The sequence below is a fragment of the Hasllibacter sp. MH4015 genome (assembly GCF_020177575.1).
GTDB lineage: Bacteria > Pseudomonadota > Alphaproteobacteria > Rhodobacterales > Rhodobacteraceae > Gymnodinialimonas.
This window is the reverse complement of the sequence record NZ_JAHTBK010000001.1, coordinates 1,058,878-1,073,854: the sequence shown is the minus strand read 5'-3', so window position 1 is coordinate 1,073,854 and position 14,977 is coordinate 1,058,878. Positions and strand designations below refer to the sequence as shown.

Sequence of the window (14,977 nt, the reverse complement as noted above, 5' to 3'; positions counted from 1 at the left end):
TATTCAGAAAGAACCGCCTACGTCCGCCAGAAGGTCGCCGTGAACAGGACCAGCACCGCCATCAGCTCCAGCCGCCCGATCAGCATCGCCGCCGACAAGATCCACTTGGCCGCGTCGCTGATCTCGGGATGGGCATAATTGCCCGCAGGTCCGATCAGATCGCCAAGACCGGGGCCGATATTGCCAAGCGCCGCCGCCGCCCCCGACACCGCCGTGACAACGTCGAGGCCCGTCAGCCCCAGAAGGACCGCCGTGATGCCAAGCGTGACGAAGAACAGCACGAAAAACGCCATCACGGAGGAGATAACCTCCTCCGCCACCTTGCGCCCGTCATAGCGCGGCTCGAATATGCCGTGGGGCGCATAAAGGCGGCGCACCTGGGTGGAGATGGCCGCGAACAGCAGCTGATACCGGAACACCTTGATCGAGCACGAGGTGGAGCCTGCACAGCCGCCGATCAGGCCGATGAAGAAGAACGCGGGCACCGCGACCGTGCCCCAGGTCTGGTAATCGGTGCTGGCATAGCCCGTGCCGGAAATGATCGAGGTGACGTTGAAGATCGTCTGGCGCAGGCTCAACTCGAACCCGGTTCCGTTCACCGCCACCCGGTAGAGCGTGAAGGCCAGCGTGAGGGCCAGTACCGTCAGCAGGTAGGCCCGGATCTGGCTGTCGAGCAGGATCGGCCGCGCGCTGCCGGCCACCAGTTGAATGTAGCGCACGAAGGGCAGGCTCGCGAGCAGCATGAAGGCCGCACCGGCATATTCCAAGGGCCCCGCAAAGGTGCCGAACGACGCATCGTGGTTCGAGAATCCGCCCGTCGACAGCGTGGTGAGCGCGTGCATCAACGCATCGAACGGCTCCATCCCGAGCGACAGGTAGGTCAGCCCGCAGGCCACCGTCAGCACGAGGTAGATGACGGAAATGCGGCTCGCGATCTCGCCCGCACGGGGCAGGATCTTTCCGAACGTGTCGAACCCTTCGGAGCGGAAGATCTGCATGCCCCCCACCCGCAATTCAGGCAAGAAGACCATGGCGACCACAATGATCCCGATGCCCCCGAACCATTGCATGAGGCCCCGCCAGAGGTTCAGGCCCACGGGCAGCCGGTCCAGTTCGCTCAGCACCGTGGCCCCTGTCGTCGTCAGGCCCGACATCGCCTCGAACACCGCATCGACGAAGCGGGCATCGGTCTCTCCCAACACGAAGGGAAGCGCGCCGAAAATCGGCAGAACGAGCCAGACGCCGGTGGTCAGAAAAAAGGTCTGCTGGATCGAAAGGCCCTGCGTGACGCCGTTGGCGCAGGCCAGCGTCAGGAACAGCCCGGTGACGCCCGTGATCGCCGCGGCCTCCGCGAAAGAACCCCAGTGGCCGTTATCCGCCATCACGTCCGCGGCCAGCGGGATCAGCATGGTGACGCCAAGCGTCATGACCAACAGGCCAAGGACATAGCCCACGGGGCGCAGATCGAACATGGGGCGGAGCGTTGGCGCGCGGCCCTGCCGGTGTCAAGAACCGCCCGGTGACGGTGGCACTAAATGATTGATTTGGCCCATCTTCCCGGCTACCGTTTTGTTCAAGTAACGGGATCGGGGGAGTGTCCGCCATCCGTTGATCCGCCATGATCGGCGTGCGGGATGCGCGCAAGGGGATGCTGCCGATGTCTGACGACACCGCAAAAACAAGTGAAAAACCGAGCCTGAGCGACAAGGATATCGCAACCTATGCGCGCCGCGGCGGGCCCGGTGCCGGAGCGCCCGGCACCGATTCCGATGCCCATTCGGACGTTGGTACAGATGCGCACGCGGCCACCGACGTGGATTCCCATGCCGCCGCACCGACCGATAAGGATACGAGCTGACACCGCCATAAGAAGCGCCAATGCCCGACCAGGGCATCAGGTGCCAAGCCATTTCAACCCCAGCCCATTTCGCAAGGGAGACATGTCACATGGACGAGAATAACAACGACAAGAAGGGCAAGGCCGCCTCTGCCGGCAAGCCGCTTTCCGAAGATCAGATCAAATCCAAGCGCGTCGATCGCCGTACGGTCTTGCGCTCCGTCGGCCTCGCCGGTCTCGGTGCGGGTGCCGTGGGCGTCTCGGCCTGTGTGCCTTACGGCATCACGGACGTCGATAACGGCAACATCACCGATCCGGTTGGTGCAGGGCGCGGCTCGCCGCTCGCCTACCGCTCCGGCATCACGGACCGCGATTGGGGTGGCAACATCACCGACCGCGTGGGCTATGGCCGCGGCGCACCCTATTATTGAAGCGCCGCAAGGCTGCAACGCGAAAGCCCCGACCGTTTGGCCGGGGCTTTTTCTTTGGGGTCAACACATTGGCGGGTGATGCTCAGCCCACGTGGATCAGCGAGGGGAAGAGCTTCGGATCAAGGCTTACCTCGGCAAAGGTGTCCCCTTCGGTCAGCAGGCTGACGGCATCGTGGCTGTGCAGGCTTTCTTGGTGGCTGGCCATGACGCGGAAATCGCCCACGCCGTCATTGGCCTGAAGCTGCTCCGCAAACAACCGCGCCGCGTCTTCCACGAAGATCGGATTGGCGGCATTGAGTTCCGCGAAGGCCTGTTCATCCTCGCGCTTGACCATGACCTGCGTTTCGGTCGGCACGCCGTCGCGCGCCATCTCGATCAGTTCCTCGAACCACAGACCCTCGCCTTTCAACTCAACCGAAAGCCGCGCGACAGACCGTTGCGAATGGGGTGTGGCCAATTGGCCCCGCGTAGCGCGGGCATGTTCCGACAATTCCAACGAGCACGGACACGTGGAGGAATAGACGTAGTCGAGATGCACGATCCGCTGCCGGACTCCATCCTTTTCCACCAGCTCCAAGGCGATGTCGTAGTACTGCCAACCTTTCAGGCCCGAGCGCAGGCTTTCCACCTGCATCGGATAGCTCAGGCGCATCTGGATGCGGGCATCGAAACTGTCGAGATCGGCCTTGTAATCATCCAAAGCCGCTTCGATCACGTCGAACCCGAATTCTGCGTCGGCGTGCTTATAGAAGGACCGCATGATGCGGCTCATGTTGATGCCCTTCTTGTCGGCCTCGAGGCTGACGGTGCCGGTCACGGAGGTCTCAAGCAACACCTCCCCCCCATCGCGCACGCCATAGCGGATCGGCAGGCGGAAGTTGGAGATGCCGACATGCTGGATGCGACGGTTCTCGCCCCGGATCAGGCTGGCGGGGCCGTTTTGCAGATCGGGCAAGCTGGCCTTGTAGGCCTCATCGACGGCGAAATCCGCGGGATAATCCCGTTTGAACTCCGGATAGGTCCGTTCGCGCAGAAGCCGCGCGATGGCGGGGTCGAGCGCGTCCATCTGAGAGGGCGTGGCCGTGTCCGCCCACATACTCAGCACCAGCAACGCGTCATTCACTTGTCCGTCCGACGGCTGCCGGTCGGCGGTCTTAACATGCATATTCATGAGCCACCCTTCCCTGTCTCTGGTTGCACGTCACAATATGGCGCAGCAGGGCGACTTCCCAAGACTTGTTTTCGGAATGTTCCACACTAGCGAGACGTTGGAGCGCGTGATGCCCTTGCGTTTCAGGCGTTCGCGCGGAACCGCGTCACGAAATTGTGCAAGATGCGTTCGGGCACCGTGATCGGCTCTGCCAGCACATCGCGGGTCAGTCGGCCCGCATCCTCGGGCGGGAAATAGCCCCGGTCGCGGTAGATGGCGATGCGTTGAGCGAAATTCTCGCCCCGCGCCTCGGGGTGGAATTGCGTGGCATAGACGTGCTGGCCCGCCCGGATCATCTGGAACGGGCACGGGGCGGAGGAGACGAGGTGAGTCGCCCCCTCAGGCAAATCCTCCACCGCTTCCTTGTGGCCCACCAGCGCACGGAATTCCCGGGGCAGGTCCGCCAGCAACGGATCACGCGCGCCGTCCTCGGTGATGGCGCAGTCCACACCGCCGATGGCTTCCCCGAACCGGCCCTTGCCGACCGATGCGCCAAGGGCTGCGCCCAGGATCCCCATACCGTAGCAACAGCCCAGAAAGGGCATGTCGCGCGCCAGGATTTCCGGCATCAGGTCCATGATATCGCGCTCGATCCGGGCCTCCAGCGGGTCCTTGGTTACGGGATCGTCGCTGATGCAACCGGGGCCGCCACCCACGATGACGCCAGCGAAATCGTCGAGCGACAGGGCGGGCATGGGCGTCTGGTCCAGGCGCAGGCGCGTCACATCCGCCTCGTCCAAGCCGCCCCGCGACAGGAAGGCCGCGAATTCCTCGTCCGCGGCCTCCGTTTCAGGGCGCAGTTGCAGAATCAGGAAAGTACCGCTGTCCGGTGATCGGGTCATGCCGCCGCGACCCGCGCGCCAAGGCGCTTTTCCATCACCGCGTTGGGGATTTTCACGCCCGCGCGCTCCACCTCCTGGCGCGCGATCAGTCGCCAGCCGTGGCGCGCGAAGAAGGGCTGCGCCAGAAGGCTGGCCTCGGTGTCCAGTCGGTCCAGCCCGCGCACCCGCGCGCGTCCCTCCACCACGGCGTAGAGCGCATCGGCCACGCCTTTGCCCATCACTTCCGGCGCGACATAGGCGAAATCGAGGTATCCGGTCTCCATATCCAGTGTCATGAAGCCCAGATAAGCGCCGTCGCGCTCCGCCACGATCGTCTCCGCCTCCTCCACCCGGGCGCGCCAGCCGGCCGACGTGGGCGGGCGATCACACCACGCCTCCCGCTGTTCGGGGGAGTAATGCCGCGACGTCCCCTCCTGAACCGCGCGGTGGAAAAGCGTGGCAAGCCCGATGGCATCGGCGGGCCGGTACGGCCTGATGATGAGCCCGTTCATAAAGCCGCCAGAGCCCCCTTGAGATCGGCGATAAGATCGCCCGGATCTTCGAGCCCGATCGAAAGGCGCACAAGTCCCCGCGTGATGCCCGCCGCATCGCGCTGCTCGTCGGTCAGCCGCTGGTGGGTCGTGGTGGCGGGATGGGTCGCAATCGACTTCGCATCGCCGAGATTGTTGGAGATTTTCACGATTTCAAGCGCGTTGAGGAACCGGAAAGCCCCCGCCTGCCCGCCCTCGATCTCCAGCGCGATCACGGTGCCGGGCTGCTCCAGCAACCGTGCGGCCAAGGCCTGTTGCGGATGGGAGGGAAGGCCGGGAAAGATCACGCGCGCCACGCCCGCGGCACCGTCCAACGCCTCCGCCACGGCCACGGCGGACGCCGCCTGCGCACGGACCCGCAAATCCATCGTCTCCAACGCCTTGAGCATGACCCAGGCGTTAAACGGCGACATCGCCCCGCCGGTATGCTTGAGGTAGGGTTCGACCGTTTTGCGGATGAACGCCTCCGTCCCAAGGATCACCCCGCCCAGGCACCGCCCTTGCCCGTCGATATGCTTGGTGGCGGAATAGACGACCACATCCACCCCCTGCGCGATGGCGTCGGAGAAGACGGGCGTGGCAAAGACATTGTCGCAGATCACCGTGGCGCCGACCGCATGGGCGATCTCCGCCACGGCTGGGATGTCGATCACCTCCAGCGTCGGGTTCGACAGGCTCTCGAAAAAGACAGCTTTCGTGTCTGCCCGCACGGCCGCACGCCATGCGTCGAGGTCGGTGCCGTCCACAAACTTCACCTCCACCCCGTAGCGCGTCAGAACCTCGTCGAGGATATAGTGGCACGATCCGAAAAGGGCCCGTGACGAGACGACGTGATCGCCCGCGCGCAGCATCGACACCAGCGCGCCGTTGACCGCGGCCATGCCGCTGGCCGTGGCGAAGGCCGCCTCCGCCCCTTCCAGCGCGGCGATGCGATCCTCGAACATCGCGACCGTCGGATTGCCGTACCGGGCATAAATGAATTCATCGGGTCCGCTTTCGATGAAGCGTTCCTCGGCGGCTTCCGCGCTGGGATAAACGAAGCCCTGGGTCAGGAACATCGCCTCGCTCAGCTCTCCGTATTGGCTGCGTCTTGTGCCGGAATGCACCGCGCGGGTGCGTTTGGACCAGGTGTGTCGGGCGGTATCTTTCATGCCCCATTCTCCATGCTTCGGACCGGCCAGGCGGTCGACATTATGGTCGGGGATAGCGCCGTATCCGACACCCTCGACCTCTTTAGCGGTATGTTTAGAGTGGCCCGCAATCCGGTTCACAAATCGCCACGGGGGTTTGGCTACGCCCGCGCGCCCCGTCCGTCAAGGCGCATCTGCGCGCGCCGGGGGAGGTCGATGTCGGCTTTCCCCCTTGCGATCGGGGTCTGTCCACCCGATTTGATCCCTATCCGGAAAGCTCGGCGTCAAACCGCCTGTCTCTCTGGTTATTTGCGGGGAATCCTGCAAATCTTAGCTGTGGAAACCACCTGCCCGCCGTGGCAGGAGTGTGAAAAGAACGATGAACGGGGCGATTATGTCATCCAGCTTTCTTCAAGGCGTGTCTTTCTTCGTGCTGGTCCTCGTGATCCTCGGCGCGATCTTTGGCGGCTTCGGAGTATTGTAGAGCCATGTCGAAACGATTTGGTGGCGCATACAGCCCGACCGGCCAGCGATCCGGTGAGACCCCCCGCGAAACCGTGAGCCATCAGCCGATGGAAGTGGCGCCCTTCAAGGGCCGCAAGCCCATGCGCCACGGGGCGAAGCTCAACATCCTGTTCCTTTTGCCGCTTCTGGTGATCTTCCCGGCAGTTCTATTCAATTCCGGCGTCACGCAGATGGCCACGGACCTGGCGGGCGGCGCGATGCTGCTGCTGTCGGCGTGGCTGACGCGCGACGGCGTGCGGGCCGAGGATGCATTCAACGAGCGCAAGGTGGCGCGCAAACCCGCGATCCCGCGCAAAATCTTCGGCTCCATCGGCACCGGCATCGGCGTGGCGCTGCTGATCCTCGGCGGTTCCGGCTTTGGCGTGTCTGACCTTGTCGGGGCGAATATCGTGGGGTTCCTTGCGGCGGGTCTGCACATGTTCGCCTTCGGTCTTGATCCCCTGAAGAACAAGGGGCTGGAGGGGGTGGATACCTTCACCTCCGACCGCGTGGCCCGCAAGATCGAGGAGGCGGAGGCGTTGCTGACCGAACAGAAGGACGCCATCCTGCGCGCCCGCGACCGGCAGCTGGAGGCCCGCGTCGATCAGTTCCAGGCGACCGTGCGGACCCTGTTCCGGCAGGTGGAGGAAGACCCCCGCGACCTGAACGCCGCGCGCCGCTATCTTGGCGTCTATTTGCAAGGCGCGCGCGATGCGACGGTGCAATTCGCGAACCTTTACGCCAACAAGCGCGATGATCAGATCCGCAGCGATTACATCGCCTTTCTCGACGATCTCGAACAGAATTTCGCGGCCCGCAAGGAAACGCTTCTGATCGACGATCGCACCAATTTCGACGTGGAGATCGAGGTCCTGCAAGACCGCCTGAACCGCGAAACACAATATCTGGAAAGACAGGGATAAACGCCATGCAATCTGAAACCCACAAGCAAGCCCAGGAAGTCGAAACGCTCGTCAACGAGTTGAACGCGGTTGTCCTGCCCGAACCGTCCGCCGATCTGGTGCCGCTGCCGGCCGCCGATGAACCCACGGCCGAGCAGATCCGCGCCCGCATGGCGGAGATCGACATGACCGACACGAATTCCATCGTGTCCTTCGGGTCGTCGGCCCAGGCGGAATTGCAGCAGATCTCCCAGGCGATGCTGGCGGGTGTGAAGAACAAGGACGCGGGCCCTGCCGGTGACAGCCTGCGAGAGATCGTGGGCACGATCCGCGGCTTTTCCGTCGATGAGCTGGACCCCAACCGCAAGCAAAGCTGGTGGGAGCGCCTGTTCGGGCGCGCCAAGCCGATCCACGATTTCATGGCCAAGTACGAGGACGTGCAGGAGCAGATCGACAAGATCACCGACAATCTGCTGCAACACGAACATGTCCTGATGAAGGACATCAAGTCGCTCGACAAACTCTACGAGAAGACGCTCGATTTCTACGACGAGTTGGCGCTTTACATCGCCGCCGGTGAAGAGAAGCTGAAGGAACTCGACGAGACGACGATCCCCGCTAAGGAAGCGGAGGTGAACGCCGCGCCCGAGGATCAGCAGATCATCAAGGCGCAGGAATTGCGCGATATGCGGGCGGCCCGCGACGACCTGGAGCGCCGGGTCCATGACCTCAAGCTGACGCGCCAGGTGACGATGCAATCCCTGCCGTCGATCCGCCTGGTGCAGGAAAACGACAAGAGCCTGGTCACGAAGATCAATTCCACCCTCGTGAACACCGTGCCGCTGTGGGAAACCCAACTGGCCCAGGCGGTCACGATCCAACGCTCCACCGAAGCGGCGAAGGCCGTGAAGGAAGCGACCGACCTGACCAACGAGCTGTTGACCCAGAACGCGGAAAACCTGCGCGAAAGCAACCGTATGGTCCGCCAGGAAATGGAGCGTGGTGTCTTTGATATCGAAGCGGTCAAGAAGGCCAATGCGGAATTGATCGCGACCATTAACGAAAGCCTTGAAATCGCGGATGAAGGCAAGCGCAAGCGGGCCGAGGCAGAGCGCGAGATGGAGAAGATGGAAGCCGAGTTGCGCGATACCTTGTCCGCCGCGTCGGCCCGCCGCCCCGTGGCCAGTGCCACCGATGGCGATGTCGTCGACGGGACTGCCACCGAAAGCTGACCGGAGCCCGTTTTGGCGCGTTTCACCGCCCTTGCAATTGTCGGGATGCTGGCCCTTGCGGCCTGTGTCCCGACGCCACCCGAAATCTCTCCCCGGCCCGAGCCGCGGGAGGAAGCCCCGGTCGTGGCGGAGCCGTCCGCAGAAAGCCAGGCTTTCGCGCGCTACTACCGCTCGGTCGAGGCGCGACTGGTGGGCCAGGGCATGTTGCGCACCGACGGCGGCGGACCGGACACGCCCTTCACCGCCGAGCAACTGGCCGAAAATTTCGAGCGCATCGCGCTTTACGACGAGTATTCCCTGCAAGGGGGCCGGTTCGTGGCGCAGCAAACGGAATCGCGCCTGCGCCGCTGGACTGTGCCGGTGCGCCTTCAGGCCCATTTCGGCGCGTCGGTCGATGCCGAACAGCGCGCCGCCGACCGCGCGGTCCTCACAACCTATGCCGCACGGCTGGGGCGCCTGACCGGCCATCCGGTCAGCACCGTCGCCTCGGGCGGCAATTTCCACGTCCTTTACATGAATTCCGACAGCCTTGCCGCGTCGGAGCCGTTGCTGCGTGAATTGGTACCGAGCATCGGCCCCTCCACGATCCGCACGATCACGAATATGAGCCGCTCGTTCTTTTGCGTAGTCTTCGCGTTTTCACCCAGTGGGCAATCCGAATACGTCTCCGCGATCGCCATCATTCGCGACGAGCATCCCGACCTGCTGCGCCGTGGTTGCGTGCATGAGGAGATCGCGCAAGGCCTGGGCCTGCCCAATGACAGCCCCTCCGCGCGGCCGTCCATCTTCAACGAGGACCAGGAATTCGCCTTCCTCACCCGGCAAGATGAACTGATGTTGCGAATCCTCTACGATGATCGCTTGTCCCCCGGCCTGACCCCGGCGGAGGCGCGCGGCATGGTCCGGCGTATCGCCGGCGAACTCGTTGGCGGACCATCTTGATACGTGCGGTGCTTTGCCTGTCCCTCCTCGGGTCACCGGTGCTGGCCCAAGATGCCACGACCTGGTTGCGCCAGGGGATCGGTATGCAAACGGACCTGCATGTCAGCGACATGTGGCACCCCAGGGGTGGCGCGATCTATGCCACCGACGCCCTGATCCTGTGGCAAGCAGAGGGGGAGCCGATCCGGGTCCCTGACGCCCCTGCCCGCGTGATCGGCCTTCTGGAAACCGAACAGGGGCGCACGGCGATCTTTGCGTTGATCTGGTCCAATGCGCCCGTGGCATGCGGTGAAGACCTGCGCACGATAGGTGTGGATACCGGGACCGCGGCCTTCCTGACCCCGTCCGATGCGCGCGCGCTCGACGCTTATGCCGACCCCAGCCTTGGGCCTTATCACGGCACCTATGCAGAGCAGTTGGATGCCGCCATTCCAACGATCCCCTTCATCGCGCAATTGCCGGGCGGCGCGCGTTTTCCGGCCACCGGGTCCGGTTGGGGGGATGGCGGATATCCGGTCGCAAGCCTCTATGATGCCGACGGCAACATGGTTGCCCTTTACGCCCAGTTCATCGGCGGGTCCGACGATTGGCTCCTCCCGCCGCCCTGCGCGCGGGCAAGCGGATAAGCGGTGAAAAGAGCTACGGAATTCCCTCCCCCATTTCCCTATGGCTTGGGACGAGGGGTGCCTATATCATAGGGGAAAACCAACAGCCTTTTCAGAAACAGGGGTTCGCACCACATGCCCATTATGGATTTCCTCAAGGGTCAGTTCATCGACGTCATCGAATGGACCGACGACAGCCGTGATACGATGGTCTACCGCTTCGAGCGGTACGGGCATGAGATCAAGTACGGCGCCAAGCTGACGGTGCGCGAGGGCCAGGTCGCGGTCTTCATCCACGAAGGGCAGCTGGCCGACGTGTTCACCCCCGGTCTCTATATGCTTGAGACCAACAACATGCCGATCATGACCAATCTCCAGCATTGGGATCATGGCTTCGCGAGCCCGTTCAAATCCGAGATCTACTTCGTCAACACGAACCGCTTCACGGATCTGAAATGGGGCACGAAAAATCCCATCATGATCCGCGACAGCGATTTCGGCCCGACACGCATCCGCGCCTTCGGCACCTACACCGTGAAGGTCGCCGATGCGGGCCTGTTCATGACCGAGATCGTGGGGACCGACGGGGAATTCACCACCGACGAGGTCACGCACCAGATCCGCAACATCATCGTACAGCAATTCAGCCAGGCCGTGGCCGGATCGGGCATCCCGGTCCTCGACATGGCCGCCAATACCGGCCAGATGGGCGATCTGGTTGCGGAACGGATCTCCGAGACGATCGCGTCCTACGGCCTGACCCTGCCGGAATTGTATATCGAAAACATCTCCCTGCCGCCCGCGGTGGAGGAGGCGCTGGATAAGCGCACGTCGATGGGTGTGGTCGGTGACCTCAACAAATACACGCAATTCCAGACGGCAGAGGCCATGGCCGCCGCCGCCTCCACCCCCGGCGGGGGAATGGGCGAAGGCCTTGGCATGGGTATGGGCATGGCGATGGCCAACCAGATGGCCAACAACATGAACGCAGCCCAGGCGCAGCCCCACCAAGCGGCCCACGCGGCCCCGCCCCCACCGCCGGTCGAGCATGTCTGGCACGTGGCCGAGAACGGTCAGACGAAGGGTCCGTTCTCCAAGGCTGATCTGGGGCGCATGGTGTCCGACGGCTCGCTGACGCGCGAAACGATGGTTTGGACCGCCGGTCAGGATGGCTGGATGGGCGCGGGCGACGTGACGGAGCTGGCGCAGCTCTTCACCGTGATGCCGCCGCCTCCGCCGCCGCCGATGTAATTCCCTGATTTAAGGCCCTGCCGCGTCACAGCGCCGGGGCCTTTTTTGCGCTTCGACACGCCGGCGCACCCAAAGACGTCGCCTTTGAACGTCCTGCGCAGGCGGCTATTCTGGTGCCTTATCGCTTTACCATTTGGCAATCGTTCGAGCGTGTATTCGGGGAAATTCCCGTGATCGTAGTGCGCGCCAAGCGGCAAGCGGTTCGCCAGCTGGGTTTCGCCACTGAACCTTTACATTTTCACCGCAGTGTTCCGCCGCGGATTCCGGGCTGGTATTCCAAGGATCCCGCCATGGTCACCCGTAGGTTCGTTGCCTTCGACAACGACACCTTTGTCGTCATCTCAAGCTCCTTGGGTGGGCTCGTCGGCAAGGCGGCAACGGATCGAGGATCTGCGTGCACGTGATGCGCAAAAACATGGCGTTGGCGTTCCGGGGATCACGCCGCGAGACGTAGATAAGGTGACATACCATCACCTTTTGCCTGACACCCACCAGATCATTCGCTGTGCTGGAAGTCGGGGGAGCGAGAGTTTCCGTCTCCTCAGAACACTTTTCCCGGATATCCCGCTGGCCGCACAGCAATTCGGGCATACGGCCGAACGGGTTCTGCGTCGGCATGAGGCCGCGTTGGTCGCCACCTTGCTGAAGCAGAACACGACCCCGTGGCAATTGGCGGCGTAAATCCGGCCGCTACTCCCCCCGCCCCGGCAGCATCCGTTTCAGCAACCCGTCCTTCTTGACCAAACTGTGCCGCAGGACCAATCCGATATGGCCCACCATCGCGGCCAGAAGGACCCAGCCGGCCACGATATGCACCCACTTGAACACATCGCGCAGGGTGTCATCGCGCGGCAATGGGCGCGGCATTTCCCAGATGCCGAACAGGTTCACCCCGTAATGGCCGTACATCACGTAAAGCCAGCCTGAGATCGGCATGACGAACATGGCGGTATAGAAGACCTGCTCCACCCGGTGGATGAATTTTTGCTCAAAACTCGTGAGTGTCGGGGCCCAGGGCGGCAACTCGCCCACCCGGCGATTGATCAGGCGCAGCACGGCCACCAGAAGCGCCAACAGGCCAAGGGATTTGTGCCAGTTGTAATAGGTGTTGGTCTCGATCCCCGCGAAGCTGGAATTGAAACCGATCGCCACCATGATATTCCCGCCCAGATATTGCGCGGCGAAAAGGATCACGATCAGCCAGTGAAACAGCTTGGTCAGGCTGCCGTATCCGGCGGCGGAATTGGTCAGGCCCATCGGTTTTCTCCCACGCACTTTCACGCACCATGGAAGACACGCCTTGGTTGCGCCAGCGATTTCCCCTCAAAATGCCGAGAGGCGGAGGCGTCGGTTCACGCCGCCTTCCATTCCAGGCGGCGCGCGTGAAGCACCGGTTCAGTGTAGCCCGATGGCTGCGCGCGGCCTTTCAGCACCAGGTCCAACGCCGCGGCGTAGGCGATACCGTTGAAGCCGGGCGCCATGGGGATGTAGGCAGGGTCGGCGGCGTTTTGATGATCGACCACCTCGGCCATGCGGCGGAACACGTCGCCCACATCGGCCTCGGTGATGACGCCGTGATGCATCCAGTTGGCGATATGTTGCGCGCTGATCCGGCAGGTCGCGCGATCCTCCATCAGGCCCACGCCGTTCAGGTCTGGCACCTTGGAGCACCCGATCCCCTGGTCGATCCAGCGCACCACATAGCCAAGGATGCCCTGGGCGTTGTTCTCTACCTCCCGGATCACCTGTTCGCGGGTCCAGCGGCGATAGGCGGCCAGGGGAATGTCCAGAAGCGCCGTGACATAGGCGCGGCGGCCGCCCTGCTCCAATTTCTGCTGCACCTGCGCCACGTTGACCTTGTGGTAATGCAGTGCGTGGAGCGTGGCGGCGGTGGGCGAAGGGACCCAGGCGCAATTGGCGCCCGCGCGGGGGTGTTCGATCTTTTGCTCCAGCATCTCCGCCATGGCGTCGGGCTTGGCCCACATGCCCTTGCCGATCTGCGCGCGGCCCCGCAGGCCGCATTCCAGGCCGATATCGACATTCTGGTTCTCGTAGGCGGTGATCCAGCCCTTGCGCTTGATGAAATCCTTGCGGGAAAACGGACCCGCTTCCATCGAGGTGTGGATCTCATCGCCCGTGCGGTCGAGGAAACCGGTATTGATGAACGCCACCCGGCGCTTTGCCGCGCGGATGCACTCCTTGAGGTTGACGGAGGTGCGCCGTTCCTCGTCCATGATGCCGAGCTTGACCGTGTTCTGCTCCAATCCCAGTGCAGCCTCCACGCGGGTGAAAATCTCGTCGGAAAACGCCACTTCGTCGGGGCCATGCATCTTCGGCTTCACGACATAGACAGAGCCCGCAACGGAATTGCCGCCCTGCCGCGCAAGGTCATGCTTGGCGATCAGCACGGTGATCATCGCGTCCATCAGCCCCTCAAACGCTTCCGAGCCGTCGCGCAACAAGATCGCGGGGTTCGTCATCAGGTGGCCGACGTTCCGCACCAGCATCAGCGCGCGGCCCTTGATCGTCAGGTCCGAACCGTCGGGGCCGGTGAAGGTTTTGTCGTCGGCGAGCTGACGGGTCATCTCCGCCCCGCTCTTCTGGAACGTCTCCGTCAAATCGCCGCGCATCAGGCCAAGCCAGTTGGAATAGGCCAGCACCTTGTCTTCCGCATCGACGCAGGCGACGGAATCCTCGCAATCCATAATGGCGCTGACCGCTGCCTCCATCCGCACATCGGCCAGCCCCGCCTGATCGCGCGCGCCGATTGGATGGGCGCGGTCGAAGACCAACTCCACATGCAACCCGTTGTTGACCAGAAGCACCGAGTCTGGGGCCTTGGCGCGCCCGGTATGACCCACGAATTGCGCGGGATCGGACAAGGGCTTGTCATCCACCAGAAGCGCACCCTTTTCGACATGGTAGCGACGGATATCGGCGTGGGATGCCCCCGCGATCGGAAAGGCCTCGTCCAGGAAGACCCGCGCCCGCGCCACGACCCGCGCGCCGCGGCCCCGGTCATAGCCGCCAGGAGCAGGCCGCGACCCCATGACATCGGTGCCGTAGAACGCGTCGTACAAGCTGCCCCAGCGGGCATTGGCGGCGTTCAGGGCGAAACGCGCGTTTGTGATCGGGACCACAAGCTGTGGACCGGCAACCGTAGCGATTTCCGGGTCGATCTTCGTCGTCTCGACCTCAAAGTCATCCCCTTCACTGCGCAGATACCCGATCTCCTGCAAAAAGGCGTGGTAGGCGTCGGGATCGTGCGCATCGTCGCGGCGCGCGATGTGCCACGCGTCGATCTTTGCCTGCAAATCCTCCCGCTCCTGCAACAGGGCCGCGTTCTTCGGGGCAAGGTCGTGGAGGAGGTCCGAAAAGCCGGCCCAGAACGCGTCGGGGGCGACATCGGTACCGGGCAAGGCGTGATCTTCGATGAAATCGGCCAGAATTCGATCAACCTGCAGGCCGTTGCGATCTACACGGGTGCCCATGCTGCCCCCTCCCTTTGCGTCATTGTGGACCGTGGTATGCGCCCCGGTTCCCGACACTCGGTTAGGCAAA

The 14,977-nt window shown here is 63.3% G+C and carries 15 protein-coding genes and 1 riboswitch; of the genes, 8 read left to right on the top strand and 7 right to left on the bottom strand.

Going from position 1 to position 14,977, the window contains the following annotated elements; translation table 11 throughout:
* Positions 1–17: 17 nt before the first annotated feature.
* On the bottom strand, positions 18–1,472 hold the full coding sequence (locus KUW62_RS05715) for a TrkH family potassium uptake protein (protein ID WP_224814544.1): 1,455 nt from the start codon (positions 1,470–1,472) through the stop codon (positions 18–20).
* Between the two features lie 185 nt (positions 1,473–1,657).
* On the opposite strand from KUW62_RS05715, the gene KUW62_RS05710 reads away from it, so the two are divergent.
* Together KUW62_RS05710 and KUW62_RS05705 are read left to right on the top strand one after the other, a co-directional pair.
* Positions 1,658–1,858 (top strand): hypothetical protein, encoded by a 201-nt coding sequence (locus KUW62_RS05710; RefSeq protein ID WP_224814543.1) that lies wholly within the window; start codon positions 1,658–1,660, stop codon positions 1,856–1,858.
* 89 nt (positions 1,859–1,947) lie between these two features.
* Entirely contained in the window at positions 1,948–2,268 is a 321-nt protein-coding gene (locus tag KUW62_RS05705; RefSeq protein ID WP_224814542.1) for a hypothetical protein, read from the top strand.
* Between the two features lie 82 nt (positions 2,269–2,350).
* Here KUW62_RS05705 and folE2 read toward each other — a convergent pair whose 3' ends face one another.
* From folE2 to metZ, 4 genes are all read right to left on the bottom strand, one after another.
* Complete coding sequence (gene folE2, locus KUW62_RS05700; protein ID WP_224814541.1) at positions 2,351–3,439, bottom strand: GTP cyclohydrolase FolE2; 1,089 nt, start codon at positions 3,437–3,439, stop codon at positions 2,351–2,353.
* Between the two features lie 122 nt (positions 3,440–3,561).
* Positions 3,562–4,320 (bottom strand): glutamine amidotransferase, encoded by a 759-nt coding sequence (locus tag KUW62_RS05695; protein WP_224814540.1) that lies wholly within the window; start codon positions 4,318–4,320, stop codon positions 3,562–3,564.
* A complete protein-coding gene (locus KUW62_RS05690) occupies positions 4,317–4,811 on the bottom strand; it encodes a GNAT family N-acetyltransferase (protein ID WP_224814539.1) in 495 nt (164 codons plus the stop codon). Before KUW62_RS05690 ends, KUW62_RS05695 begins: the two co-directional genes overlap by 4 nt.
* A complete protein-coding gene (gene metZ / locus KUW62_RS05685) occupies positions 4,808–6,001 on the bottom strand; it encodes an O-succinylhomoserine sulfhydrylase (protein ID WP_224814538.1) in 1,194 nt (397 codons plus the stop codon). Before metZ ends, KUW62_RS05690 begins: the two co-directional genes overlap by 4 nt.
* Before the next feature lie 61 nt (positions 6,002–6,062).
* A riboswitch (SAM riboswitch) is annotated at positions 6,063–6,141 on the bottom strand.
* A 327-nt stretch (positions 6,142–6,468) separates the two neighbouring features.
* Between metZ and KUW62_RS05680 the strand changes: the two genes are divergently transcribed.
* From KUW62_RS05680 to KUW62_RS05655, 6 genes are all read left to right on the top strand, one after another.
* The gene (locus KUW62_RS05680) at positions 6,469–7,407 is read left to right on the top strand and encodes a 5-bromo-4-chloroindolyl phosphate hydrolysis family protein (RefSeq protein WP_224814537.1); all 939 of its coding nucleotides are present in this window, start codon (positions 6,469–6,471) and stop codon (positions 7,405–7,407) included.
* Positions 7,408–7,412: 5 nt separating this feature from the next.
* Positions 7,413–8,618 carry a toxic anion resistance protein gene (locus KUW62_RS05675; protein WP_224814536.1) on the top strand — a complete coding sequence of 402 codons (1,206 nt, stop codon included), beginning with the start codon at positions 7,413–7,415 and terminating at the stop codon, positions 8,616–8,618.
* A gap of 45 nt (positions 8,619–8,663) precedes the next feature.
* Positions 8,664–9,560: a DUF2927 domain-containing protein gene (locus KUW62_RS05670; RefSeq protein WP_224817047.1), complete on the top strand. Its 897-nt coding sequence runs from the start codon at positions 8,664–8,666 to the stop codon at positions 9,558–9,560.
* Positions 9,557–10,186, top strand: a complete 630-nt coding sequence (locus KUW62_RS05665) for a DUF4241 domain-containing protein (protein WP_224814535.1) — start codon at positions 9,557–9,559, stop codon at positions 10,184–10,186. Before KUW62_RS05670 ends, KUW62_RS05665 begins: the two co-directional genes overlap by 4 nt.
* 114 nt (positions 10,187–10,300) lie before the next feature.
* Entirely contained in the window at positions 10,301–11,416 is a 1,116-nt protein-coding gene (locus KUW62_RS05660; protein ID WP_224814534.1) for an SPFH domain-containing protein, read from the top strand.
* Positions 11,417–11,529: 113 nt separating this feature from the next.
* A complete protein-coding gene (locus KUW62_RS05655) occupies positions 11,530–11,820 on the top strand; it encodes a hypothetical protein (RefSeq protein WP_224814533.1) in 291 nt (96 codons plus the stop codon).
* 286 nt (positions 11,821–12,106) lie between these two features.
* Here KUW62_RS05655 and KUW62_RS05650 read toward each other — a convergent pair whose 3' ends face one another.
* Both KUW62_RS05650 and KUW62_RS05645 read right to left on the bottom strand, forming a co-directional pair.
* A complete protein-coding gene (locus KUW62_RS05650; RefSeq protein ID WP_224814532.1) occupies positions 12,107–12,673 on the bottom strand; it encodes a cytochrome b in 567 nt (188 codons plus the stop codon).
* A gap of 95 nt (positions 12,674–12,768) precedes the next feature.
* The gene (locus KUW62_RS05645) at positions 12,769–14,907 is read right to left on the bottom strand and encodes a malate synthase G (protein ID WP_224814531.1); all 2,139 of its coding nucleotides are present in this window, start codon (positions 14,905–14,907) and stop codon (positions 12,769–12,771) included.
* Between the last annotated feature and the right edge of the window lie 70 nt (positions 14,908–14,977).